This window comes from Rhodococcus sp. KB6 (assembly GCF_001445685.1).
Classification (GTDB): domain Bacteria; phylum Actinomycetota; class Actinomycetes; order Mycobacteriales; family Mycobacteriaceae; genus Rhodococcus_F; species Rhodococcus_F qingshengii.
In genome coordinates this window covers 721,534-746,738 of the sequence record NZ_LNAK01000043.1, presented here as the reverse complement: position 1 = coordinate 746,738, position 25,205 = coordinate 721,534, and the positions used below count along the sequence as shown (strand labels likewise).

At 62.6% G+C, this 25,205-nt stretch carries 24 protein-coding genes and 1 tRNA gene; 11 read left to right on the top strand and 14 right to left on the bottom strand.

Annotation, left to right across the window (positions count from 1 at the left end):
* Positions 1–7 precede the first annotated feature (7 nt).
* From ASU23_RS10650 to ASU23_RS10615, 8 genes are read right to left on the bottom strand one after another with little or no spacing between them, the layout of a single operon-like run.
* Entirely contained in the window at positions 8–1,012 is a 1,005-nt protein-coding gene (locus ASU23_RS10650; RefSeq protein WP_231917386.1) for an LLM class F420-dependent oxidoreductase, read from the bottom strand.
* A complete protein-coding gene (locus ASU23_RS10645) occupies positions 993–1,394 on the bottom strand; it encodes a nuclear transport factor 2 family protein (protein ID WP_021345212.1) in 402 nt (133 codons plus the stop codon). Before ASU23_RS10645 ends, ASU23_RS10650 begins: the two co-directional genes overlap by 20 nt.
* On the bottom strand, positions 1,391–3,112 hold the full coding sequence (locus tag ASU23_RS10640) for a class I adenylate-forming enzyme family protein (RefSeq protein ID WP_030534908.1): 1,722 nt from the start codon (positions 3,110–3,112) through the stop codon (positions 1,391–1,393). The genes ASU23_RS10645 and ASU23_RS10640 overlap by 4 nt, the downstream gene beginning before the upstream one ends.
* Before the next feature lie 13 nt (positions 3,113–3,125).
* Entirely contained in the window at positions 3,126–4,409 is a 1,284-nt protein-coding gene (locus ASU23_RS10635) for an ABC transporter substrate-binding protein (RefSeq protein WP_003939841.1), read from the bottom strand.
* A gap of 58 nt (positions 4,410–4,467) precedes the next feature.
* Positions 4,468–5,556, bottom strand: a complete 1,089-nt coding sequence (locus ASU23_RS10630) for a branched-chain amino acid ABC transporter permease (RefSeq protein WP_030534909.1) — start codon at positions 5,554–5,556, stop codon at positions 4,468–4,470.
* On the bottom strand, positions 5,553–6,449 hold the full coding sequence (locus tag ASU23_RS10625; RefSeq protein ID WP_058037865.1) for a branched-chain amino acid ABC transporter permease: 897 nt from the start codon (positions 6,447–6,449) through the stop codon (positions 5,553–5,555). Before ASU23_RS10625 ends, ASU23_RS10630 begins: the two co-directional genes overlap by 4 nt.
* A gap of 3 nt (positions 6,450–6,452) precedes the next feature.
* Positions 6,453–7,166, bottom strand: a complete 714-nt coding sequence (locus ASU23_RS10620) for an ABC transporter ATP-binding protein (RefSeq protein WP_003939931.1) — start codon at positions 7,164–7,166, stop codon at positions 6,453–6,455.
* Positions 7,163–7,966, bottom strand: a complete 804-nt coding sequence (locus ASU23_RS10615; RefSeq protein WP_003940309.1) for an ABC transporter ATP-binding protein — start codon at positions 7,964–7,966, stop codon at positions 7,163–7,165. Before ASU23_RS10615 ends, ASU23_RS10620 begins: the two co-directional genes overlap by 4 nt.
* 114 nt (positions 7,967–8,080) lie before the next feature.
* Here ASU23_RS10615 and ASU23_RS10610 point away from each other — a divergent pair, with 114 nt between their 5' ends.
* Genes ASU23_RS10610 through ASU23_RS10595 form a run of 4 tightly spaced genes read left to right on the top strand, consistent with a single transcriptional unit; the run spans position 8,081 to position 12,142 of the window.
* Entirely contained in the window at positions 8,081–8,668 is a 588-nt protein-coding gene (locus ASU23_RS10610; protein ID WP_042451074.1) for a nuclear transport factor 2 family protein, read from the top strand.
* Positions 8,665–9,435: an SDR family oxidoreductase gene (locus ASU23_RS10605; RefSeq protein WP_042451076.1), complete on the top strand. Its 771-nt coding sequence runs from the start codon at positions 8,665–8,667 to the stop codon at positions 9,433–9,435. The genes ASU23_RS10610 and ASU23_RS10605 overlap by 4 nt, the downstream gene beginning before the upstream one ends.
* Positions 9,432–10,487, top strand: a complete 1,056-nt coding sequence (locus ASU23_RS10600) for a dihydrodipicolinate reductase (RefSeq protein WP_058037864.1) — start codon at positions 9,432–9,434, stop codon at positions 10,485–10,487. The genes ASU23_RS10605 and ASU23_RS10600 overlap by 4 nt, the downstream gene beginning before the upstream one ends.
* Entirely contained in the window at positions 10,484–12,142 is a 1,659-nt protein-coding gene (locus tag ASU23_RS10595) for a long-chain-fatty-acid--CoA ligase (protein ID WP_058037863.1), read from the top strand. The genes ASU23_RS10600 and ASU23_RS10595 overlap by 4 nt, the downstream gene beginning before the upstream one ends.
* 74 nt (positions 12,143–12,216) lie before the next feature.
* Here ASU23_RS10595 and ASU23_RS10590 read toward each other — a convergent pair whose 3' ends face one another.
* From ASU23_RS10590 to ASU23_RS10580, 3 genes are read right to left on the bottom strand one after another with little or no spacing between them, the layout of a single operon-like run.
* Positions 12,217–12,948, bottom strand: a complete 732-nt coding sequence (locus ASU23_RS10590; RefSeq protein WP_058037862.1) for a hypothetical protein — start codon at positions 12,946–12,948, stop codon at positions 12,217–12,219.
* Positions 12,945–14,462, bottom strand: coding sequence for a carotenoid oxygenase family protein (locus ASU23_RS10585; protein WP_058037861.1), 1,518 nt, complete (start codon positions 14,460–14,462; stop codon positions 12,945–12,947). The genes ASU23_RS10590 and ASU23_RS10585 overlap by 4 nt, the downstream gene beginning before the upstream one ends.
* A 43-nt stretch (positions 14,463–14,505) precedes the next feature.
* Positions 14,506–15,738 (bottom strand): acetyl-CoA acetyltransferase, encoded by a 1,233-nt coding sequence (locus ASU23_RS10580; RefSeq protein ID WP_030534916.1) that lies wholly within the window; start codon positions 15,736–15,738, stop codon positions 14,506–14,508.
* 123 nt (positions 15,739–15,861) lie between these two features.
* Here ASU23_RS10580 and ASU23_RS10575 point away from each other — a divergent pair, with 123 nt between their 5' ends.
* The 5 genes from ASU23_RS10575 to ASU23_RS10555 all read left to right on the top strand — a co-directional run bounded on the left by ASU23_RS10575 (position 15,862) and on the right by ASU23_RS10555 (position 20,757).
* Positions 15,862–17,073: an acetyl-CoA C-acyltransferase gene (locus ASU23_RS10575; protein WP_030534917.1), complete on the top strand. Its 1,212-nt coding sequence runs from the start codon at positions 15,862–15,864 to the stop codon at positions 17,071–17,073.
* Entirely contained in the window at positions 17,070–17,993 is a 924-nt protein-coding gene (locus tag ASU23_RS10570; protein WP_058037860.1) for an SDR family NAD(P)-dependent oxidoreductase, read from the top strand. The genes ASU23_RS10575 and ASU23_RS10570 overlap by 4 nt, the downstream gene beginning before the upstream one ends.
* Positions 17,990–18,814 carry a DUF1295 domain-containing protein gene (locus ASU23_RS10565; RefSeq protein ID WP_042451087.1) on the top strand — a complete coding sequence of 275 codons (825 nt, stop codon included), beginning with the start codon at positions 17,990–17,992 and terminating at the stop codon, positions 18,812–18,814. The genes ASU23_RS10570 and ASU23_RS10565 overlap by 4 nt, the downstream gene beginning before the upstream one ends.
* Positions 18,811–19,677, top strand: coding sequence for an acyl-CoA thioesterase II (locus tag ASU23_RS10560; RefSeq protein ID WP_058037859.1), 867 nt, complete (start codon positions 18,811–18,813; stop codon positions 19,675–19,677). Before ASU23_RS10565 ends, ASU23_RS10560 begins: the two co-directional genes overlap by 4 nt.
* A gap of 81 nt (positions 19,678–19,758) precedes the next feature.
* On the top strand, positions 19,759–20,757 hold the full coding sequence (locus ASU23_RS10555; RefSeq protein WP_003940366.1) for a helix-turn-helix domain-containing protein: 999 nt from the start codon (positions 19,759–19,761) through the stop codon (positions 20,755–20,757).
* A gap of 9 nt (positions 20,758–20,766) precedes the next feature.
* Here the strand turns inward: ASU23_RS10555 and ASU23_RS10550 are convergent, their stop codons facing one another.
* Positions 20,767–22,146 (bottom strand): LLM class flavin-dependent oxidoreductase, encoded by a 1,380-nt coding sequence (locus ASU23_RS10550; protein WP_058037918.1) that lies wholly within the window; start codon positions 22,144–22,146, stop codon positions 20,767–20,769.
* Positions 22,147–22,388: 242 nt separating this feature from the next.
* Here ASU23_RS10550 and ASU23_RS10545 point away from each other — a divergent pair.
* Both ASU23_RS10545 and ASU23_RS10540 read left to right on the top strand, forming a co-directional pair.
* Positions 22,389–22,464, top strand: a tRNA-Arg gene (locus tag ASU23_RS10545).
* 49 nt (positions 22,465–22,513) lie between these two features.
* Entirely contained in the window at positions 22,514–23,476 is a 963-nt protein-coding gene (locus tag ASU23_RS10540) for a formylglycine-generating enzyme family protein (RefSeq protein WP_058037858.1), read from the top strand.
* A 1-nt stretch (position 23,477) separates the two neighbouring features.
* Here the strand turns inward: ASU23_RS10540 and ASU23_RS10535 are convergent, their stop codons facing one another.
* On the bottom strand, positions 23,478–24,395 hold the full coding sequence (locus tag ASU23_RS10535; RefSeq protein ID WP_058037917.1) for a TauD/TfdA family dioxygenase: 918 nt from the start codon (positions 24,393–24,395) through the stop codon (positions 23,478–23,480).
* A 35-nt stretch (positions 24,396–24,430) separates the two neighbouring features.
* The gene (locus ASU23_RS10530; RefSeq protein WP_058037857.1) at positions 24,431–25,099 is read right to left on the bottom strand and encodes a TetR family transcriptional regulator; all 669 of its coding nucleotides are present in this window, start codon (positions 25,097–25,099) and stop codon (positions 24,431–24,433) included.
* Positions 25,100–25,205: the final 106 nt, after the last annotated feature.

The following is a 25,205-nucleotide window of genomic DNA, read 5'->3' as shown; positions in this document are numbered from 1 at the left end:
GGGTCCGTCATGCCATCTCCGCAAGAAGTTCCATGGTCACTTTGCCGGCAGGATCCGAATCAGTGGATGAAGGCACGGCCACGACGGAGTCCACTCCCGCCGCTCGGTACGCCTCGAGTTGCTCGCGGGCATCGGCCGGAGTCCCGACGATTCCCACCGTTGCCACCATCGCGTCCGAGACCTGGCTCAAGAGCTCGCGCGGCGCGGCCCCGGCCCTGGCTGCCTCGATCACATCAGCGAAGCCCGCGCGGACGAACATGTCCGAGTACCCCGGAGCAGCCAGATACGGTACGAGCCCGCGTCGAAGTTGATCGATCGACACCTGTGACGGTCCATTCTCGGCGACGGCAGCCGGTGCCCACACCGACACGAAAGGCATGCCGGTTTCCAACTCGGCAGCGATTTCCTTGCACCGTGTGATCAGGCGCCCCGCTTGCTCCGGGCTGACCAGATTGAGCACCAGTTCGTCGCCCAACTCCACCGCGGCCCGAAGCGCCTTGTCCCCGAATGCCGCAACGATCAGCCGGCCGCCCGGCGGTTGAAGTCGCAGCCGGTATCCACTGGTCCGCATCACCGTGCCGGCGACTTCACCCCGCTCGCCGTTCATGAGCGCTCGCACACCGCGGGCGGACTCCGCAAGTGCACGTGCCGCCCCGGATCTGCTTCGCCCATGCCATTTCTCGACCACGACAGTGCTGGAAGTACCCAACGCGATCGATACGTCACGCCCGGTCAGGTCGGATACCGACGCCGCCCCGATCGCGATCATCGCCGGATCACGAACCGTCACCGCGAGCGGGCCGACCACTAGTTCGGAGTGCTCGAATCCGGTGCCGACTGACGTCGCCAGAGCAAAGGCGTCGTACGTCGCCATCTCCCCCACCCACACTCGGCCGAACCCGAGTCTGTCGGCGAGGCGTGCAGTAGCGGTCACCTCCTGCGGCGGACGGTCCTGCCACAACCCCAGGGAGATGTCGATGGTCGGCAAACCTCTACTCGAAGTCGGAGACAAGACCCATTCCCTCCAACAGTGTCGGACGGTCGTAGTACTCGAGCCACTCGGTGATCCGTCCGTCTGCCATGCTGAGGATTCCGACAACAGGAACGACGCCATGGGTACCGTCGAAGTGGAAGTCGTCCACTCGCTGCACAAATACCCTTCCGTCGATCACGCCGAGAGACTCGATCTTCAGTGTGATCCGTTCACACTTGCTTGCCAGTAACGCAATTCGGCCCGCAACGGCCTCCTTGCCGACAAGAGGTTCCTGCATGACGCTGTGGAGCACACCGTCCTCGGCGAACAAGTCGACGACGCGTGTCCAGTCCATGACGTCCCACGCCTGGAACATCTCACGCGCCAACGCAAGCTTGTCACTGTCGTTCATCACACTCATGCCACACTCTTCTGTCGAAGCTCACGCTTGAGGATCTTTCCGGTCGAATTGCGCGGCAGTTCTTTCCGAATCTCCAGCCGCTCGGGAAGTTTGTACGACGCAATGCGCTTGTCCTTCAGGAACGCGACCAGAGCGTCCAGCTCGAGTTCCGTCTCGGGCCGCAGCGTGACCACTGCTGCGACGCGCTCACCGAGTACTTCGTCGGGGTCGCCGATGACGGCCACATCCGCGACGGCCGGATGCTCGGCGATCAATCCCTCCAGTTCGGCTGGGGCGATGTTCATTCCGCCGCGGATCACGAGGTCCTTCCCCCGGTCCAGGTAGCGGAGAAACTGCCCGTGATCACCGGCAATCTCGAAGATGTCTCCGGTGCAGAGGAATCCGCGTTCGTCGAACGGAGACGGCCGATCGCCGAGATAGCCGGCAAAGACCGTCGGTCCGCTGATTCGCAACTCACCCGGGTGCCCGACTTCGGTGATGTCCTCGCCGGTGACCACGTCGACCAAGCGCACGTCCATCCAGTCGGAGATTCTGGTGCTCCAGCGAAAGTTCTCGACACCGAAGCGGGGGAAGTACCGTGCGCGGTCGTCCGGATCCGGCATGTCCGCAGGCGAGGAGAGCAGACTGATGCCTTCGTTGGATCCGAAGAAGTTGATGACTCCGATTCCGTATCGCTCCTGCCATCCCCGGACCATCGGAGGTTGCAGTGGCACCGAACCCGAACCGATCCGAGTCAAGCTCGACAGGTCGACCGCCGCGAGCATCGACTCGTCGGCGAGCAGCATCCACAACAGCGCAGGCGGCGCTACCGTGTACGTCACGCGCTCGGCCTCGATCTGCCCGAGGAAAACTCGAAGATCGAACGGGTGGTGCTGTACCAGTACACATCCCGTGCGGAGCCACGGCAGGAACATTCCGTTGATTCCGGCCATGTTGACCATCGGGAACGGGTTCAGCAAGACGTCGCCGACGCCGATGTCGGGAGCGTCGATCGTGGCCCAGCAGATGGCCAGCCACTCGTAGTGCGAACGTGGGACCCCCTTCGGTTCGCTTTCGGTCCCGGAGGTCCAACAGATCGTCATCGCATCGTTGGGGTCGTTGGGATCTTCGGTGATTCGGACATCCAATTCACTGCGCTGTGTTTCGGTGGCCGCCCGAGGACTCAGCCCCACGACACCGGCCGGCAACTGGGCCGGAAGCTCGGATGCGGGAGCGTAGGCGAACACCGATCTCAGAGAGGGAATCCGGGATCTGATTGCAGCGATCTCCGTAGCAGGGAGTCGGTCACCAAAACTGGGTACGGTGACAAATGCTGCAAACGCCGCCTGGTTTGCCATTCCTTCCACTTCACGTTCGCGGTACTGCATGGGCAATGGCGAGACCACGATCCCCAGAGACCACGCTGCAAGGTAGACCTCGACCAATTCGACGGTATTGGGCATCTGCACGCCCAGAACATCTCCCCGGCCCAAACCCACCTCGGAGAAGCCGGCAGCGAGCGCGATGACTTCGCTCTCCAGTTGGTTCCAACTGAGGCGTCGCGGATCTCCGCCGGACAACTCGCTCCGGTTCGCCGGATCAACCACGGCAAGTTCGTCACCGCGTACCCGCACCTGCGCCCGGAACACCTGATCGATCGTCTCGTCGGACCACCACCCCTTCGAGGTGTATTCGTCCACCTTGACGCGAGGGTGCAATCCCCTGTGTGCCTTGTTCATTCGCGTACTCGTTTCAGTTCTCGTAACGGCCGGAAATGTCGATCACGTCGCCTTGCTTCTCGAACGCCTGGGTAGCGGCGTTCCACTCGAACGGCTGGAATGCCAGGATTCCCAATGCATGGTCCGCGGTCATCGTGAATTTGATTCCGTCGATGAACATCGGCGGGTGGTAGTCCTGCGTTCGTGCGGCACTCATGATGCTGGCGCGTGAGAGTCCGTCGGATGACTCAGAGGCCCGAGTGAAGTTGTCCACCAACAGGTCACCGATGGCCCAGCCGTTCACGGTGTAGCTGTTGGTCGGGGAATCGGCACCGTGAGCAGCCGCACCGGCCAGGTAGTCACGTACCGCCGCGTCATCCTTGTAGAGGGCGTTGTTGGGATCCTTGAGCCACACCATCACCTGCTGCCCGTCGGCAGCATCACCGGCGGGCGCATACAGCGTCGCACCGTCGACGCAGTTCGACGGTTGAATCACGGTGTCGGGCTTCCATCCGACACGTCCGATCGCCTGGGTGATCGCGAGGCAATCGGTGGTGACACCGGCCACCACCAATACCTCGGCGCCACTGGCTTTGAGGGTCGATGCCGCCGTCTTGGGGTCGGTCAGCGCCTCTTCGGCTGCGATCTCGAAGTTCGTTCCTTCGATCGCGGACTTGAAGCCGTTGGCGATCCCTTGTCCGGACTCGGTCTGGTTCGTGGCCAAGGCAACCTTGGCGCCGCTCGGATACTTCTTCTTCAGGCTTTCGACCACTACCTCCATCTCGACGCCCGGATCCGGTAGATACTCCGTGGTCCACGGAAAGTCTTCGATCACCCGGAACTCGGGCATGCCTGCCTGCGCGAAGAGCAGTGGAACACAGGCAGTGGTCTGGTCGTCCGCGATGGCGTTCAACTGGCCTGCTCCGAACGTGCCCAGAACGTCGACCTTGTCCTTCTGAATGAACTCTCCGACATTGGCTTTGGCGCGCTCCGGGGAGAAGGCATCGTCCTTGACCACGACGTCGAGCTTGACGCCGCCGACGCCGCCGGCCGCGTTCTCGACCTCGAACCGTGCTCGCATTCCTTCGATCACGTTGCCGACCGCGTCGGCGAGCGGGCCGGACGTCGGCCCACTCCACCCCACCGTGAGTTTGTCGGTGATCGGCGCCGCGGCACCACTGGGATCGCTGCAGTCGTCGACCGATACTGCTCCGGCCGAGGTCGACGTGTTGCTCTCTGCGTCGGAGTTACCTCCGCAGGCCGAAAGGAGTAGTGCCGCAGCGGCGATGACTGCGGGAATCGTGGTCTGCCTTTTCATATCGTCCAGTTCCTTGCTGTGAGTTGAGAGAAACGAGAGTGGGCGAGGGAGACGGCGCTCAGGTGCGGGGTTCACCTTCGCGATACTTGGGATGATCTGCGGGAACCACGAGGACAAACCGTCGGAGAACGCTGTTGATCCGGCCGACGATTCCGTCCGGCATCAAGAACACGATCGCGATCAGCACCGCGCCGAACACCACTCCCGACACGGGGCCGTCGGTGACGCTTCCGGTGTAGTACGGCAGGAACACCACTGCCGTCGCCCCGACGATCGGGCCGAATTGCGTTGCGATTCCGCCCAACACCAGTCCGGTGATGAACTCGATCGACTTCATCAACGAAAAGGACTCGGGTGAGAGCGCGCCGATGTACATCGTGAACAGCGAACCTGCCAGACCGGTGATCGCGCCGGAAAGTCCGAAAGCGAGAATCTTGACCCGCGCGACGTTGATGCCGTTTGCACTCGCCGCAATCTCGTTGTCGCGCACCGCAACCATTGCCAAACCGAATCGACTCTTGACGAGATTGCGGATCAGGAGCATGACCACTGCCAGCGTCACTACCGAAACCCAGAAGATCCAGAGATAGGTGTCCGCGCGGGTCAAACCCGTCCATTTCGGCGGGACCAGAAGATTCGCACGAACGACCATGCCGGCCGCGCCACCGGTGAGATCCCCGGTCTTGCGGATCACTTCGGGAAACGCCACAGCGACGGCGAGGGTAACGAGGGCCAGATACAGCCCTTTGATCCGCAAGGAGGGAAGCCCGACGAGAAGTCCTAGTACGAAACACAATACGACTGCCATCGGGATTGTGGTCAACGGCGAGTATCCGCGATCGACGATCAGAACGCCGGTCGTGTACGCGCCGAGGCCGAAGAAGGCAGAATGGCCGATCGACAGAAGTCCGGTGTACCCGCTGACGATATTCAGTCCGGCGATGGCAATCGCGATGATGAAGACACTCGTGAACTGCCCTACGCGAAACGGCGCGCTCTGCGACACGAGGAGCAGGGCACAGACGGCAGCCACCAGCAGAACCAGTTGGAGTATCCGGTACGACGTCGATCCGGCAACCACCACGCGCGGCTGCCTGACTGCCTTTTCGGCGACCGCGGGTTCATTTCTCTCGGCAAGCGTCGTCATACCCGCTCCAGTTTCTTGGTACCGAACAGTCCATTGGGTCTAACGAAGAGGATCACCACGATGATCAGTAGCGCGGATGTCTGCTGCAGCGAACCGCCGATGACCGAAATGTAGCCGCTGAGCATCGATTCCAGAACACCGATCGTCAACCCACCCCCAACTGCGCCGACAAGACTGTCCAGACCGCCGAACAGCGCTGCCGCAGATGCTGCGATGAAGATCGGGAACATGGTCGTGAGGCCGAGTTGTTGCGGCGAGAGCGGAGTGACCAGGACACCGGCCAGTGCGCCGATCGCTGCCGCAACACCCCAGCCGATTGCGAGTATCCGGCTGGTCGGAACTCCGGCGAGAGTGGCAGATTCGGCATTGTCCGCGACGGCACGCATGTGCAGACCGACTCTCGTCTTGCGAAAGAGCAAGGACATCAACACAAGTAGGACAACGAGCGCAACCAGTACGCCCAGTGCGTCGCCGTACACGCGCGCGCCGCCCACCGAGATGTAGTCGGTGGGACCGTTGGGAAACGGGCTCGGCATGATCTTCGTTTCGCTCCCCCACAGCATTCCGGCCAACGAGTTGAGCCCGGTGAACAATCCCAGTGCCACTATCAGCACTGCCATGTCACTTCTACGTTGAACCGGCCGGATGAGCAGACGCTCCATCAACGCCCCGAGCAGGAAGCCGAGAGCGAGAGCCGCTCCGATCGCGGCCCAGATCGGCCAGGACATCGTTGTGAGCCACCACGCCACGAAGGTTGTGAACAGGGCCAACTCGCCCTGAGCGAAGTTGATCGTGCCGGTGGCACGGAACACCACCACGAGTGCCAGCGCGAGAATTGCGTAGATCGAGCCGTTGGTCAATCCGGAGATGAGTCGTTCGAGAAAGAGTGTCACCGTTTACTCCTGGTACCCGAGATAGGCGCTGCGCACGACGTCGTCCGAACGAAATTCCTCGGGCGTGCCGGCAGCGACGATGGTGCCTACGTCGAGCAGGAAGACCTTCGACGCGAGTTTCATCGCGAGATCGGCATTCTGTTCCACGATCAGCAGTGCAGTTCCGTCGCTCCGGTTGATCGCACCGAGCGTGTCGAACAATTCGGCGATGACGATGGGCGCCAGACCCAGGCTCGGTTCGTCGCACAAAAGAAGGGTGGGACGGCTCATCAATGCCCGCGCGACCGCGAGCATCTGCTGTTCACCGCCTGACAGCGAACCTGCCAACTGTGTGGACCTCCTCGCGAGCACCGGAAATGTCTCACACCACCGCTCGATGTCGGCCTCGATCTCCGCCTTGTCGTTGCGAAGCGCAGCGCCGACGAGCAGGTTGTCACGTACCGACAGTTGACCGAGAGTTCCACGGCCCTGTGGGACAAGGCTGACGCCGGCGGCCACGGCGCGTTCAGGTTTGGATCCGAGCGGCGAACCGTTGAAGGTGATCGTTCCCTGGTGCGGAATCAATCCGGCAAGCGCGCGCATCATGGTGGTCTTGCCGGCACCGTTCGCGCCGAGAACAACAGCGACCCCGCCGGGTTCCACGTCGAGCGACACCCCGTGCAGTACATTGCCTCGCCCGTAACCGGCATGCAGATCATCGACGCTCAGCAGGCTCATGCCGCTCGCCCCAGATAAGCATTGATCACGGCGTCGTTCTGCTGGATCTCCGCCGGAGTACCTTCAGCGATCTTGTGGCCGAAGTTCAGTGCGACAACGTGATCGGAGATACCCAGCACCAATCCCATGTGGTGTTCGACCAGAAGCGCTCCGAAGCCGAAGTCGTCGCGGAGCGAGACGATCAGTTCTCCCAACTCCTTGACTTCGCTGTGTGTGAGCCCGCCGGCGGGCTCGTCGAGCAGAAGCAGCGAAGGCTCGGACATCAATGCTCGTGCCAGTTCGACGCGCTTGAGTGTTCCGAACGGAAGGCCTGCTGCCGGCGCGTTCGCGACGTCGACGAGTTCGAGGCGTTCGAGCAGGTACCAGGCCTTCTCTCGCAGTTCTCGGACTCGGGCGCGCGCTGGAGGCCAGCCGAGAAGCCCGCTCGCCAGTCCGAAGCGGCCCCGAGACGATCCGCCGACCATGGTGTTGTCGAAGACGCTCATGCCGCTGAACAGTGCGAGATTCTGGAAGGTCCGAGCGATCCCTGCAGATGCCAATGCATAGGGCCGCAATCCCAAGAGGTCGGTTCCTTGCCAGGTGATGACACCGCGACTCGGTTCGTAAATCCTTGTGATGCAGTTGAACAGCGTGGTCTTACCAGCGCCGTTCGGCCCGATGAGTCCGCAGATCTGGCCGGCGTGGACGTCGAAGCCGACGTCGTCGAGAGCCGTGACTCCGCCGAATTCGATCGATACATCGGAGAGCGTGAGTACGACCGGGTCATTCGCAGGTTGTGCGGGTGGTGTGTTTCCAAGCATTGGTTTCACCTCCTCGTGACACTTCAATTAACAGTGTGATAGAGATTACTACAGTAAACAGAGGCACTCCGTCAACGTGCGGCCCCCGATCCGGAGCCGAGAAGGGACATCATCGTGAGGTCCAACAACATTCACGCAGTCGACAGCGGCGGGGGCCCAGACGTCAGGGACTACAGCCGGGTCGACGCTCTCGTCGCCAAGCAGGAAATCTACGAGGTTCTGGCTCGTTTCCTCCGAGCTGCCGATCGCGGAGACGTCGAGGACGCCAGGCGGTGTTATCTACCCGGCGCAACCGAAGACCACGGGGGTGTCTTCACCGGCACCGCCGACGACTACATCGACCACATCGCCGGGGCCATCACTCACCCACGGTCACTGACGACCCACGCAATGACCAACGTCCTGATCGAACTCGACGGGGCCACAGCACACGTCGAGTCCTACGTGCTTGCCTTCGCGCGAATCAAGCACTCGGACGGCATAGCCGACACACTCACCGCGGCGCGCCTGATCGACCGCTTCGGCTACGAGGACGGCAGGTGGGGAATCCGCCACCGCGCACTGCGGTGGGACTGGAACCACGACATGGCCACAGCCGAAGGCTGGATCTTCGGGATGCTCGCGCCTGAAACGTCTTTGAAGAAGAGCAAGAAATTTCCCGACGACCTCATCTACACACGGCAGACACAGGAGCACTCATGACAAGGTTTCGCGGAACGCCGATAGAGGGCGCGACTGTCCTCGTCACCGGCGCCAATCGAGGGCTCGGCTTGGCCTTCGTCCAACAGGCGAAGTCGATGGGTGCCGCCAAAATTTATGCAGGGGTGAGAAATCCCGACGAGGCGCCCGCCGAGCTGCGATCCACCGGAGCACACATCGTCGAACTCGACGTGACCGATCCAGGACTCGTCGATGCAGCGGCCAGGGCGTGCGGTGACACCACAGTGGTCGTCAACAATGCCGGACTGTTCACCGGGAATCGGTTGATCGAGGCCGACGACCAAGCGGCTGCGCGAGCCGAGATGGAGGTCAACTACTTCGGGCCTCTGACGATGATCCGCGCCTTCGCGCCGGTACTCGCCGCCCGCGGCGGAGGATCGATAGTCAACGTCCTGTCGGTGGCCGCAATCGCTCCGACCGCCTTCATGGGTGGCTATTCACCGGCCAAGGCGGCTGCTCTGTCGCTCGGCGGCATCGCTCGCGCCGAACTCGAACCGCACGGCATCACCGTCACGTCGTTGATCGTCGGCAGCGTCGATACCCGCATGGCGTCACATGTTCAGGGCCACAAGGAAAATCCTCTGGACATCGCCGCGACCGGACTCGCCGCCACGCAACGCGGTGAGTGGACGTGCGACACAGATTTCATGGCAATCGATGCCCGTGCGCGTCTGGCACGCGACCCGATTCGGTACGAACGCGGTCTGGGCAAGCTCCTCTTCGCCGGCGAACTGACCACTCGATCATGAGCGATCCGATTCGTGTTGCCCAGTGGGCGACCGGTGCCATCGGCAAGACAGCGCTACGCGGAATCATCGATCGTCCCGACCTCGAGTTGGTCGGCCTGTACGTGTACAGCGACGCCAAGGCGGGTCGAGACGCCGGTGACATCGCCAGACGAGCACCGACGGGGGTGATCGCTACACGCGACGTGGACGAGATCATCCGCTCGCGCCCACAGGTTCTCATCCACAGTCCGCGTTTGCAGATTCCGTACGAACGCCACGACGACGATCTGTGCCGTCTGCTTCGCGCCGGGATCAACGTGATCACGACGGCCGGGCAGCACTTCCCCCGCGCACACGGCACCGAACGCGAGCACATGTTCGCCCAAGCATGCAAGGAAGGCGATTCGACGCTCTACGGGGTCGGCGTGAGCCCAGGTGTCATCGGCGAGCGATTGGCGTTGGCGCTGACGGGAACATCGATCGAACTCGACCGAATTACGATCGACGAGGTGCTCGACGCTCGCGGCATGCCTGACCCCGACTTCGCGTTCACCGTCATGGGAATGGGTTCGCCCCCGGAGGAACTGGACGGAACCGGGCCGTTGCCCTCGCTGTACGCGTCGCTGTACCTCGAGACCATCGCGTTCATGTGCGAGCGCCTGGGCGTCACCTACGACGAGGTCGTGTCCGATCACAGGGTCGTTCCGGCACGTACGGATCTCGACGTCGCCGCCGGACGCATCGCCGCGGGAACCGTCGGAACCACCGAATGGCGCTGGCACGCAATGGTCGACGGAAAGCAGTTCCTCACCCTCGCCATCATCTGGACCATGGAACCTGATCGCGACGAATACGCGGGACGGGACCAATGGGAAGTCCACCTCTTCGGCAAACCCGAGATCGTGATGACCGTCAACCTGGTCGAACCACAAGATCCGAACAGTCGCACAACAGCCGGTCAGTTCATCACTGCAGGCCCGGCACTACGCGCCGTCGAGCATGTACTCGCTGCTCCCGTCGGCATTTTCGAACCCCCTGTCTTTGCCCCCTTCAGATTGGAGCATTCAGCATGACAACTCAGCCGACGGCCGTAGGTTCGACTGCCACCCGTGAACCTGCCACCCGTGAACCTGCCGTCCGTGAACCTGCCGTCCGTGAACCTTCCGTGAACGCGCTCCTGCCCGACGGTCGCCCCGTGCAGAATCTGGAAGACTTGCTGCGCAGCCGGGCGATTGCCAGTCCGGAGAGCACCGCCGTCATCTCCGATGACGGGCGTACCAGTTTCCGTGAACTCGACATCGAAACAAATCGTGTCGCGAATGCACTTCTGCGCGATGGTGTTCGACCCGGCGACCGGGTGGCGTACATCGGGGCCAATGCACCGTCTTTCCTCTCCGTCCTGTACGGATCTTCGAAGATGGGCTCGATTCTGACGGCCGTCAACAATCGGCTGGCACCGGGCGAGGTCGGCTACATCCTGAGCAACAGCGAGCCGACCGTCGTCGTACTCGGAGCAGGCGATGAGGGCCTCTCCGACGTCGCCGCGGCGGTCGGTAGCGTCCGGACCGTCGTCACGGTGGATGGCGCCGGAAACTCGATCTCGTGGAACGACTGGCTTTCCGGTGTCGGCGACGACGATCCGGGGTCGTCGCGCCGCCCCGACGACACAGCGCTGATCTTCTACTCGTCGGGAACCACCGGTCACCCCAAGGGAATCGAACTCACCGGCGCCAACCTCGGCCGTGCCCTCGCCACCATGTATCACCTGCTCGATCTCGACACCGACTCCGTGGCTATGTGCCCGGTTCCGTTCTTCCATGTGGCCGGACTGGGTCTCGCCCTGGTCACGACGCTCGGCGGTGGCGCTCTACTGCTCGAGACCATCGCCGGACCTCTCGAACTCGTCGCGCTGATGCAGGAGTACAAAGTCACGCATGCGGTCGCCGTTCCCGCGGTGATCAGCGTCCTGACCTCCCTTCCGGCTGTGCGCGAGGCAGATTGGAGTGCCCTGCAGTTCCTGGTCTACGGAGCCGCGCCGATGCCACTTCCCCTGTTGCAAGACGCGACCGAGGTCTTCGGGTGTAGTTTCCTGCAGGCATACGGACTCACCGAGTCGACCGGCGGCGTCACCATGCTGACCCCGGAAGATCATCGGGCGACCGACGAGTCGACCGCGCATCGGTTGAAGTCCGTCGGGCAGCCGATGTTCGGAGTGCCCATCCGCATAGTCGATCCCGTGACGCTCGAAGACGTCCCGGTCGGTACCCGCGGCGAGGTCGTCATCGGCGGCGCTCACGTCATGAAGCGTTACTGGCGTAACGAAGCAGCAACTGCGGCCACCATGTTGGACGGCGACTGGCTTCGCACCGGAGACGGCGGATCGTTCGACGAGGACGGCTATCTCTACCTCCACGACCGCCTCAAGGACATGATCGTCTCCGGCGGTGAGAACGTCTATCCGGCCGAGGTGGAGAGTGTTCTCTCCGGGCACCCCGGCATCCGCGAGGTCGCGGTAGTCGGCGTTCACTCCGATCGGTGGGGTGAGACTCCCCTTGCCGTGGTCGTTCGAGCTGCTGATTCGGATGCAACCGAAGCGGAGATCATCGAGTGGTCACGCGAGCGACTGGCTCACTTCAAGTGCCCCAGTGCGGTTCGGTTCATCGAGGAGCTGCCACGCAACGCTAGCGGGAAGCTGCTCAAGACTCGTTTGCGACAGGACTTCGCTTGAGTCCATGACACGAATTCGGGGCCGGTCGCTTCGAGCGATCGGCCCCGATTTCTGTCGTTCGATGTGAAGCACGCTCAGCGTGGGTGAATCCGGAATTCCACGCCGCCGACACTCAGCCCGGGCTCGACGGCAGACGCGCCGCTCGACGCCGCCAGATCGATTGCAGTGAGCATCGACCGCTCCCCCGGAACGAACGACACGACGCGTGATCCCAGCCTGATCGAGAGTGGTTGCGCCGAGACCGGTTTCTTTCCGAACACTTCGGCCCACAGCGTCGCCGTCCTGGCCGGATCGGACGAGGACACGTCGACGCCGAGGATGTCGTCGACCCAGGGATCGAGGGAAACCTCCTTCTCCGTCTCATCCCAGAACCACTCGTCGGCGTCGGGAATCTCGTCGAGTTCTACGAGCAGTCCGAGATCACCGGGATGAAGTTGGACGATCCGGTGACCGTAGGCCTCGAGATCTGCCACCGTCCGAACATCGGCCGCAGCTGCACGTTCCAGATAGGGCTCGATGTTCGAAACCTGGATCGAGAGTGCATAGCCGCCCTCCCCTCCGCCCTTGCGGATCCATCTCGCCAGCGAGACCGTCTCGTCGAGCGGCGCGACGATCTCGAGAAATGCCTGCGGCCCGACGGCCAAGGTCTCGTCGGCCAAACCGATGTCTTCGAGCAGTGGATCCGCGAATCCTGGCGCCAGATTCAACGCCTCACGTAATTGTTGACCGGTCTTGTCCAGGTCTCGTGCACCGATCACCACCTGCCGCAGGATCTCCCACGTGCCCCCGTCGTGCGTGCCCGTCACAGTCCGACCGCTTCGGCGGCTGTGTCCGTACTCTGCCAGCGTCGGAGCTCGGCACCCGGCGCCCACGTCGAGTGGGTGCCACTCGAAATCCGTTCGGGAAGGCGAAGTTTGCACAACGGTCCGTCTCCGACGCGGGCAGCGTCGAAGATCAGGCAGAAGGACGCGTCCTCGTTCATGTCGGTGGTCAACGTGATGAGATAGCCGTCGTCTTCAGCGGTACCACCCACGCGCGGCGCCATCGAGGTCTCGCTTCCATACACGCCGTCACCGAAGGAAAATCGTTCCTCGTTCCCCGTCAGCAGGTCGTGTTTGACCAAGCCGTCGAACAGGAACCACGACGGTTTACCCGAAGCCGCATAGGCGTATCGGTACTTCTCGCCGGCGAAATTCCCGTTCATCATCCCGAATTCGGTGATCGAGTCACTGAGTTGCTCTTCACGCGTGGCTCCGGTGACCAGGTTCAAACGCCAGCGGTGAAGCCGGGTCTGCATACGATCGAGAGCGAGGAAACGGAAGGCGCGCTCCCACTGATTGCCCATACCGTTGTCCGACGGTTCCGGATCACCCTGGTAGAAACCGTCCAGAACAATCTCGTCGCCCTCTTCGTAGGCGTTCACGAAGTGCAGGACATAGGTCGGATCGGCTTCGAACCACTTGATGTCAGAGGTATTTCCGCGGCGTGGGACGACTCCGAGACGCAGCGGGATATCGGGATGGAAATTCGCGACGTGCGCGCCCTTCTCCAGCAGAACCGGATCCCAGAACAAGGGGCAGTCGTTGAGGATCGCGTAGTTCTCCGTGAAGGCCATGTCGTGCGGCAAGCGCGGACCGGGAAGTGGGACGTCGACGTAGTGGACCAACTCGTTGGCCGAGTCCACGACGCCGTAGTGCATGTACGGCGCTTCCTTGCTGTAGTTGAAGAACAGCATTTCTCCGGTCTTGTCGTCCACCTTCGGATGCGCGGACACACCCCATTCGAAGGGGAACTTGCCGTTCCAGCTTTCCTTGCCGAGTGTCTCCGCCGACATCGGATCGAGACGATACAGATCTCCGCACTGGTAGAAGCTGGTGAGAGCAGTCCCCCGGTGAACGACGACGTCGGTGCTGGACGCGTCCTTCATTCGGGTGCGCGCACCCTTGCCGCCCTCGGGGCGACTGAGTTTGGGAGACTCGGCAAGCCCGGCCCACAACGCAGCGCCGGCGTCCTGCTCGGCCGCCAAGCCGTCGGTACGTACGAATCGGTTGCGGTAGAACGACTCTCCGTCGCGAAAGCCCACGATGTGAATCATGCCGTCACCGTCGAAGGGGTGATACGCCTTCATCGAGGGATGGAGCGGATTCTCGGTGTTACGCAGGTAGACACCGTCGAGGTCTTTCGGAACCTCACCGAATACGACTTCGAGGTTGTCCGCTTTGAACTCGGTGGTCTGGGGTTGCCACGGGCCGGTGCGATACGGGTGATCGTCATCGGCGGGAAGGGTGGACAACAACTTGCCTACGATTTCGACGTCCATGGAATTCTCTTTTCGACTGATGGGGAAAGGCCGGGCTGCACTTTCAGGAAACTGCGTCGACGACAAAACTGACGGTGGTGGCCGTACTTCCACCGAAGTTGAGCGTCGCAAAGCGGCTCGCACCCTCGACTTGGAAACCGCCGGCCGTTCCCGTCACCTGATGGGCCGCGTCGAGAAGCATTCGAACACCACTGGCACCCACCGGATGACCACCGCCGATCAGACCGCCGCTGGGGTTGATCGGTAGCTTGCCGCCCATGGCGATGTCACCACTCTCGATGGCTTTCCACGACTCGCCGGGCGCGGTCAGACCGATGTGGTCGATCGCGAGATACTCACTCGCCGTGAAACAATCATGTGTTTCGATCCCGTCTATCCCGGCCAGGTCGACTCCGGCCCGGGAGAAGGCACCCATCACCGCATCCCGAACGTGTGGCATCACGTAGGGATTATCGGCGTCGCGGGCCAGCTTCTGCTCGAGACCTAAACCAACTGTCCGGTGACCCCAGCCCGCGATCTGGGCCAGCGGAGTCGCCGCGGCATCAGGATGCTCTCGGAGGTACTTGTCCGTCACCAGCACAACCCCGGCGCCACCGTCGGTCACCTGACTGCAATCGAATCGTCGAACACCACCTTCCACAACGGGATTGGTGGTGTCGTCACCACCCGCATTTCCGAGTAGATCGGGCACCGCCCAACCGCGTGTCTGCGCGTTGGGGTTGTTCTTCGCGTTAGCGAAGTTGATCTGCGAGATCGCGCGAAGGTGAGATTCGTCGATCCCGTAACGCCGCCCGTACTCCTTCGACACACGGTCGAACATGTACGGCCACATGAATTTTGCTTCCTGACCTTCGTGTCCGACCCAGGCTGCAGCGCCCAGATGGCCAGCCGCGTCATCACCCGGAACCGTCTTCTCCAGTTCGATACCCATCACCAGAGCCACGTCGTAGTTGCCGGCGCGCAGGTCTGCCATCGCTGCAAGTACAGCGATACTGCCCGATGCGCACGCCGCCTCGTGCCGAGACGAGGGCACACCCCACAGGTCTGGATGCACGGTGGCGGGCATCGCGCCCAGCTGACCTTGGCCGGCAAACAATTGCCCGAAGGCATTACCGACGTGGATCACCTCTATGTCGGTGGCAGGAACCTTCGCCGCGTCCAGGGTGTGGTTCACCACCTCTTCGGCAAGGTTCGCGAAATCGAGTTCCTCACGGGTGAAGTTCCGTGCGAAGTCGGATTGGTACCCGCCGAGAATCCAAATGTTCGAAACAGTCATGACCTCTCCCCTTGCCGATCCGGCCTCGGTGACGTCACCGAGATACCCGCGCAACGGCGGTTGTAATTTCACCGCAACCGTACTACAACTAGCAGAGTAACTCTACTAATTGAAGGGTTGAAAATGACTGATGCTTTTGTCCTCGACTACGTGCGAACGCCGCGCGGTCGAGCATCGGCGCGAGGCGCCCTCCACGAACACAGCCCAGTCGATCTTGTCGTCCACCTGGCCAAGGCTTTGCAGGGTCGAACGAACCTCGCCGCAGAACAGATCGACGACGTCGTTCTCGGTTGCGCATCGCAGGTGGACGAGCAGGGCGCGAACATCGCGAGAACTGCCGCACTCCTTGCCGGTTGGGGCGACTCCGTCCCCGGCGCAACCCTCAACCGATTCTGCGCATCCGGCGTCGACGCAGTCGGCCAGAGCGCGGCCCGCATTCGCGGCGACGACGTGTCCCTCGTCGTGGCCGGTGGCGTCGAAAGCGTCTCCCGGACTCCGATGTTCAGTGATCGAGGACCGCTGTGGACCGATCCGGCAACTATCGCGCAGATCGGTTCCATCCATATGGGTGTTGCCGCCGACTTGAATGCCACGATCGAGGGGTACTCCCGCGACGAGTTGGATGCGTACGGCGTCGAAACCCAGCACAAGGCTGCCGAGGCCTGGCGCAACGGCGCATTCGAGCGGTCCGTTGTGCCTGTCCCCGGCAGAAATGGTGAAGCCGGAATCGCGCACGACGAACTGGTCAGGGCAGAGACGACGGCAGAGGGACTCGCCGCGCTGCCTCCGGCCTTCGAAGGGCTCGGCGCCGCCGGTCAGGATGCACTCGCGCTCGCCGCCTACCCTGAGGTCGGCAAGATCGAACACCTGCACACCGTCGGATCCTCTCCCGCCATGGCCGACGGCGCAGCGCTCCTACTCCTCGGATCCGAGAAAGCCGCGGCGAGAGCCGGCTTGACCCCTCGCGCACGGATCATCGGATCCGCCTCGACTTCGGTGAATCCGGTCCTCATGCTCACTGCGGGCCAGAGCGCCGTGGAGGCAGTCATCGCGCGAGCCGGGCTTCGTCCACAGGACATCGACGTGTTCGAGTTCGCAGAGGCGTTCTCCGCACTATGCCTACGGTTCCGCCGCGATCTTGACGCCGGGCCGGACCGCATGAACCCCAACGGAGGCACGATGGCGATGGGCCATGCATTCGGCGCCACCGGAGCAATTCTCGTCGGCGCATGTGTCGACGAACTGGTACGGAGCGACGGACGCTACGGTGTGGCCGCGGTCAGCGGCGCCGCCGGTGTCGGAGTCGCGGTGCTCGTCGAACGGATCGCCTCATGACCGTCAGTTCACTCTCCGGCCGCGTTGCCGTCGTCACGGGAGGGGGTAAGGGCCTCGGCCGTGCCGTCGCACTGCATCTCGCGAGCCGAGGGGTCACGGTGATCGTCAACAATCGGAATCGCACACTCGACGGGAGCGGCCGAGGGCCTGCAGATCAGGTTGTCGACGAAATCCTCGAAACCGGTGGACAGGCCGTCGCCAACCACGACGACGTCACCGACCCCGAGGTCGGCCGAAAGTTGGTGGACGACGCTCTCACTCGGTTCGGACGACTCGACTTCTGCATCACCAGCGCCGCGGTCAGCGGTCCACAGATGCTTCATCGCACCACCGCCGAGAACCTCAGCACCGTCATCACGACAAACGTCGTCGGAACCGCACTGGTCGCCGCCGAAGCCTCCCGAGTGATGCGCGAAGCCGGATTCGGGCGCATCGTGATGATTGCCTCGACCGCAGGACTGCACGGAGAACCCACCGTGTCCGCCTACGCCGCCAGCAAGGGTGCCGTCATCGCATTGGGACGCACCGCAGCCGGCGAAGGTGCGAGTCGCAATGTGTTCACCAATGTCGTACTGCCCTATGCCACTACGCAGATGACCGAATCCGGAATGGATCCACGATTCATCGACATCATGGGGGCCGACCTGGTAGCCCCGGTGGTCACCGCCCTCGTCGATCCCGAGTCCACGACCAACGGGCAGGTGATCGTCACGGCAGGCAACGGGGTGCGTTCGGCCGACGCCGTCGAGGGCTCGACCGAATTCTTGCCCACCACCACAGAACTCGATGCCAAAGCGCTCGACGCGCTACTCGTGACCAGCCGACTCGGCGCTCCTCACACCTATCCGAGCGCACAGGAAGCCTTCGCGGACTTCGCTTCCGAACTGCTCGACCACCACAATCAGAAAGCGCGCGCATGACCGACATCCCACTGGGCGACCTTGCACTGAACTTCGGTGTGAGCGCACTCGCCGTCCTCGTCTTCATCGCAGTCGTGATGGCCGTCGCCATCCGGATGAACAATCACTCGATCATCGACATCTGCTGGGGGCCTGGCTTCGCCGTCGTCGCCGTCGTCTCGTACCTGACGTCCATCGGGTCGGACGGCAACGATCTGCGTCGCCTCGTCGTGCTGGCTCTGACCGTGGTGTGGGGAATGCGACTCGGCCTGTACATCGGCTTCCGAAACCGTGGGCACGGGCAGGACAAGCGCTATACTGCCCTGCTCAAACATCAACAGGGACCGCTGGTTCCGTTCCTGATTCGCAAAATCTACGGCCTCCAGGGCGTTCTCATTCTCGTGGTGTCGCTGCCCGTCCAGTTCGCGATGTACGAGTTTCGCGCCCTCGGAGTCCTCGGCGCGATCGGCATCGCGGTCTGGACCGTCGGCTTCGTCTTCGAATCGGTTGGAGACTACCAACTTTCCCGCTTCAAAGCTGATCCGGCCAATGCCGGGAAGGTGATGGACCGTGGGCTCTGGGCCTGGACCCGCCATCCCAACTACTTCGGTGATGCATGCGTCTGGGTCGGACTGTTCATCCTCGCGCTTGGTGATCCATTGGCGCTGATCACGATCGTCTCTCCGATCGTCATGATCAAACTGCTGGTGAGCTACAGCGGTAAGGCCCTTCTCGAACGCGGCATGCGCAAGAGCAAGGGGCAGGCCTACGACGACTACGTCGCCCGGACCAGCGGATTCTTACCTCGTCCACCCCGTCCGGCACGAAACCACGCGTCGTGAGCGCCCCCACGAGTGGTCTCGCCGACGTCTTCGATCTGGAATCGACCGGCCCGGACCGGTGGCAAGGGTCGAACGACGGTGTTCGGCTGCCTCAGCTGTTCGGCGGCCAACTGGTAGCCCAGTCGATTCTCGCAGCCGGGCACACGGTTACCGACGGCAAAGCGATCAGTTCCGTCCACACCCACTTCCTTCGCCCGGGGTCGACGAATCGCGCGACCGAGTTCTCGGTAGATCGCCTTCGGGACGGAAAACGCCTGTCCACCAGAGGCGTCGACGTCCACCAGGACGGACGACTCGTCTGCCGTTCGACGGTCTCTGCCTCCTCGATCGACGAGGGCATCACTCACAGTCGCGCAGTACCCGCCGCACTCCCGCCCGCTGAGTGCGTGACGTTGCAGGAGTTGGCCGAGGCAGACGGTGGGTTGGGAGAGGTGTGGGAGGAGTTCTCCGCCATCGAGATTCGTGTGTCCCCCATCGATTCGCAGTCCCCCACGACGCATTCGGCGGCGCCTCCGCGCAACATCTGGATGCGTTCGGCTCAGCGGCTGAGCGACGATCCACTGATTCACGTGGCTGCTCTCGCCTATGCCAGTGATCTGATGCTGATGGCAACCGCGCTGACTCCGCACGGCTACGACATCGGGCAGGAGCACTCGCTCGACACGGACTGGACTGGTGTGTCCCTCGATCACACGATGTGGTTTCAACGCCCTGTGCGGGCGGACGAGTGGCTGCTCTTCGAGCACTCGACCCCCACAGCTCACACCGGCAGAGCAGTAGTGAATGCGGCGGTCTTCGATCGATCCGGACTCCAGATCTGCCAGATCACTCAGGAAGCGTTACTCATTGCCCGCACCGAGTGATTCCCGACTCTTTCTGCAGACCATTCGGTACGGTCTCGCGGTGCCGCAGGGTGCGCGGCCTATGATTTCGGGGTGGTACGAGTGAATGCAGCCGGATCTTCGACACCCACCGCGTCGGCGGGCGTCACCGAGTTGCCTGCCGGCGGCCCGAACGCACTGGCCGTCACGCTCGGGTTGTTGGGGGACGAGTGGAACCTCTGGATTCTGCGATTCGCCCTGTTGGGGTCGCGGCGATACAACGACTGGCTCGCCCTCGGGGGAATCTCCAACTCCGTATTGTCCTCACGGTTGGCGGTCCTGACGGCCGGCGGAATGCTCGAGCGTCGTGAGTATCAGCAGAACCCGCCCAGACACGAATACTCGGTCACCCGCAAAGGGCAGTCGATCTGGCCCGTCCTCATCACCATGTGGTCGTGGGAGAAGCAGTGGGCGCCCAACGAAACCCAGCCGCTTCCACCACTGCGGCACAGCACCTGCGGAAACGACTTCACCCCGATCCTGCGCTGCAAGGAGTGCGGCGAGGACGTGGACGTACGATCCCTGGACTCCCAAATGGGTCCGAGTGGGGACTTCTCACGCAGTGTCCCGGAAGCAACATCGCGACGACGCTCCACCAAGTCCGAACGCCGTCCGGAAATTCTGGCTCACACGATGGAACTTGTCGGCAATCGCTGGTCAGCGGCGATCATCGGTGCAGCTTTCCGAGGCGCTCGCCGCTACGGAGAGTTCGCCGAGATCACCGGTGCACCACCGGCGATAGTCGCGGATCGCTTGAAGCACCTCACCGAGATCGGTGTGATGGAAACGCGTCCGCTTCCGGATCGCCCACAGTGGTCGGAGTATCGACTCACCGCCAAGGGCACGGCGTATTTCCCCGTGGTGATGTGCATGATCTCCTGGGGTCAGCGTTGGTTCAGATCCGCGGACGGCCCGGACATCGTTCTCCATCACAAGGCCTGCGGTAAACGGTTCGAAGCACGCTTGGGTTGCAGTGTGTGCGGTGAAGAGTTGAGGTCTTCGGACATCGAGGCCGTCGACCTCACCACCTCGGTTCACGTACCCGGGTCCGGCTGGTCCTGAGGTCCCCGCTCAGCCGGCAGTGCGGATCCGGTCGAAGCTCCGGCCTCGGTGTTCGAGCGGCAGCCTGTCCCCTCGCCCGAACAGTTTGTTGCGCAGCGTTCCCTCGTCGTAGTCGCTCTGGTAGGCACCTCGTTTGGTCAGCTCCGGAATCACATGCTCCACAATGTCTTCGAAGGTTCCGGGAGTCACCGCGTACGCGAGATTGAAACCGTCGACGTCGGTCTCGGACACCCACTCCTGCAATTCGTCGGCGACCTCCGCGCCGGAACCGACAACGATCGGGCCGAGCCCGCCGATGCCCGCCCACTCCGCGATGTCCCCCACCGTCCATTCGCCACCTTTCTCGTCGGCCTGACGAAACGATGCGACCGCGGATTGAATGGCATTGCTCTCGACGTTCCCGATCGGCTCGTCCGCTCGGTATCCGGAGAGGTCGATTCCCATCCACCCCGAGGTGAAAACGAGCGCGCCTTCACTACTCGCGTAACTGCGGTAGTCCTCGAGCTTCGCCTGGGCCAACTCGGGGGTTCGGTCGGTGATGATCGTCAACAGTGTGTAGATGCGGGCCGAGTACGGATCGCGCCCGACCTTCGTCAGTTCGTTTCGGATTCGGGCAACGGTGTCTTTGAGAATCGCCTTTGTCGGTGCACCGACAAAAATTGCTTCGGCATTCTCGGCGGCGAACCGAACCCCGCGAGGCGACGCGTCGGCCTGGAAGATGACCGGCGTCCGCTGCGGAGAAGGTTCGGAGATGTGGATGCCCGGAACGGTGAAGTGCTTGCCTTCGTGCTCGATCGGATGAACCTTGGCGGGGTCTGTGTAGACCCCGGTGGTTCTGTCACGCACCACCGCGTCGTCTTCCCACGACGTTTCCCACAACTTGTAGAGAACTTCAAGGTACTCGTCCGCGTGGTCGTAGCGATCGTCGTGCTGGAGTTGGTCGTCCTCGCCCATGTTCCGTGCGGCCGAGGGGAGGTATCCGGTGACCACGTTCCACCCGATTCGCCCGTTCGTCAGGTGGTCGAGGGTGCTCAATCGCCGAGCGAACGGGTAGGGATGCTCGAAAGCTGTACCCGCGGTGATCCCGAAGCCCAAGTGCTCGGTCACGGCAGCCATCGCCGACGCCAGCAGTAGCGGGTCCGAGACCGGTACCTGCGCGCCCTGCCGCAGCGCTGCGTCGTGATTGCCGCCGTACACGTCGTACGTTCCCAACACGTCGGCCAGGAACAGCCCGTCGAATCGTCCGCGCTCGAGGAGCTTCGCCAATTCCGTCCAGTACCTCAGATCCGTGTACCTGGACGACTGATCCTCCGGGTGGCGCCACAGACCTGGCGATTGGTGGGCGACGCAGTTCATGGCAAAGGCGTTGAATCGGATTCTGCGGGTCATTCCCGCACGATGCCGTGCCTGCTCCGCGGTGAACACCATTGCGATCAGTGCGATCGGTTCGGCTCCTGCTTGCACCCGGCGATACCGTCGACTTCGCGACCTCGTCGGCGGGCCGCTACACTGACTAGCGCAGCTGTGACGCCCGAGGCTTCGTGCCGACAGGTCGAGCGGATGCAACAGCAGTATCGGGAAGCGAAAACCCCGGCAGCACAGGGTTTTCAGCGCTTGTCGGTACGCTCCCCGCCCTCGTAGCTCAGGGGATAGAGCATTCCTCTCCTAAAGGAAGGGTCGCAGGTTCGAATCCTGCCGAGGGCACCAGGTGGGACTCTCCCCACATCGGCGCGACCAACGTGCCATTCTTGAATTCATGACGACGCCTCACTCCACGGCTACTCCCCCGAAGAACATGTCTTTGATCCCGGGTGGGACGTACTGGATGGGCTCCGAAGATTTCTATCCGGAAGAACGCCCAGTTCACCAGGTCACCGTCGACGGATTCTGGATGGACACGACGGCGGTGACGGTCGCCGAGTTCCGACGCTTCGTGAAGGCAACCGGCCACGTCACCACTGCGGAAATCGCCCCGGATCCCGCCGACTATCCCGATGCCGATCCAGCCCTCCTCGTTCCGGGATCGTTGGTCTTCACTTCGCCACCCGGCCCGGTCTCACTCGACGACTACACCCAGTGGTGGTCGTTCACTCCCGGCGCCGACTGGCGCCATCCCGAGGGCGCTGACAGCAACATCGGGGGACGTGAACGGCACCCCGTCACCCACGTGTCGTACTTCGACGCCCAGGCCTACGCCGCGTGGGCCGGCAAGGAACTCCCGACCGAGGCCGAGTGGGAGTTTGCCGCCCGCGGCGGACTCGATCGCCAGGCCTACGTGTGGGGCGATCACGACTCTCCGGGCGGGCGGCCCGGTGGCAACGTATGGCAGGGCCAGTTCCCCTGGGAGAACCTGCTCGAGGACGGTTACGAGCGCACCGCTCCGGTCGGAAAGTTCCGGCCCAACGGCTACGGACTGTTCGACATGGCCGGGAACGTGTGGGAATGGACGGCCGATCACTACACGTCCGACCACGCCCACAGTTCCAAGAACGTCGCGCCGGCCTCGTCGTGCTGCATTCCTCGTAATCCCCGAGCGGAGTTCGCCACGGAGGCGTTGGCGGGCGAACCCTACGCACGACGGGTGATCAAGGGCGGCTCACATCTGTGTGCACCGAACTACTGCCTGCGCTACCGCCCTGCCGCGCGGCAGGGCGAATCCGAGGAGTCCTCGACCTGCCACGTCGGCTTCCGGTGCATCATCCGCATTCCGCAGACGTAAATCAGAAGGGCACGTCTCCGAGGATTGCCACCCGCTCCATCACGCGGCGATGAGGGAAGTAATCACTCGCTGCGTAGTGCTGGGTAGCCCGGTTGTCCCAGAAGGCAATGGAATTCGGCGCCCACTTGAAGCGGCACTGAAAGTCCGGGACCTTGACCTGCGCGAACAGCAAATTGAGCAGATCGTTGCCTTCGACAGGATCCATGTCCGGAATGTGGGTGGTGAAGAGGCTGTTGACGAACAGCGTCTTCCGCCCTGTCTCCGGATGCTTACGCACCATCGGGTGCAGAACCGGCGGGTACTGCTCCTTCATCTGTTCCAACTTCTCCGGGCTCATGCCGCGTCCGAAGGACGGCACAAAATCGTGGATGGCGTCCTTGCCGTCGATCAATTCCTTGATCTCGTCGGGGAGGCAGTCGAAGGCGTTCCCCATATCAGCCCAGAGCGTGTCACCACCGGCAGGCGGTACGTCGATCGCCCGAAGTACTGAACCGAGCGGCGGCGTCTTCGTCCAGGTGACGTCGACGTGCCAGATGTTCTCGGTTCCTGGACTGTCCTCTCCGCGTTCGAATCTGACGACTGCCGGAACCTCTCCCTGTGGGAGAAGTGGATGGACCTCGAGTTCGCCCCAATGGGCAGCGAAGTCACGATGATTCACGCTCGAAATCGGCTGGTCACGGAAGAACACGACCTTCCATTCGAGCAGGGCCCGACGCACATCCTCGATCTGCTCCTCCGACGGATCACGCAGGTCGATGTCGCTGATCTCGGCACCGATGAACGGTGTGACGGGTGTCAGAGTGAACCGCTCGTACGGCCTCGATTCAACGCCTTCCGGATTGAGCCTCATTCCGCGTGGTCCGAATTCGATTGTGTGATTGCCGATTTGGACTGTTCGTGATGATGTAAGGGTAGCCATCGAATGACTCCGTCCTGTCGTGTCGTGTCGCGGGGTCACAAGTCAATCGACGCGTGCACCCGCTTTGCTCGTGTGCGTTTGTGTGCGCTTTGGGGCGCGGTCAGTGCTCCTACCGCGAGATCGACCAGATGATCCACCGTCGTATCGAAATCTGCCTGCACAACGGGGTTTTCGTCTTCCCGGCGTTGCTCGAAGATGGCCAGAGCAGAGACGCTCATGTTGAACGTCAGATCGATCCGTTCAACCGCGACGCGGCGGGGCAGATGCGGCAACGCCCGCGTCAACCTGCCGACTACCTCGTTGATTCCTTCACTGACCTCGCGAAACTCAGCACTCTGCGTATCCACCGACGGTGAGATTCGGGCAATGAATCTCGCATAGTTGGACCCGTCGACCGTCGCCATGAAATCGGCCAGCGGGTACAGAAAGGCTTCGACCAAAGCACGGACCAAGTCGGTCCGCCCACTGGCGTCGATGTCGTCGAGATACGTCAGTCGCGCTGCGTTGATCTGATCCATCCGATGCCGGAATACGGCCAGCACCAGACCGTCTCGCCCACCGAAGTGATACTGAACTGCAGAGTTGTTGCGCTGCCCGGCCGCAGTCGCCACGTCCCGCATGGACACTTCGTGAATACCTTGCTCGGCGAACATCCGCTCGGCGACGGCGATCATGGCGTTCTTGGCATCCAACGAGGCGGGCATACACCGACCATATAAGTCATTGTCTTAATTCCGCAAGGCCCACCCCCCGTGCGCGGTTAGGGAGTGCAGGGACTCCTTAGCCACTCACGGGGGTAGTTGTCCCAGT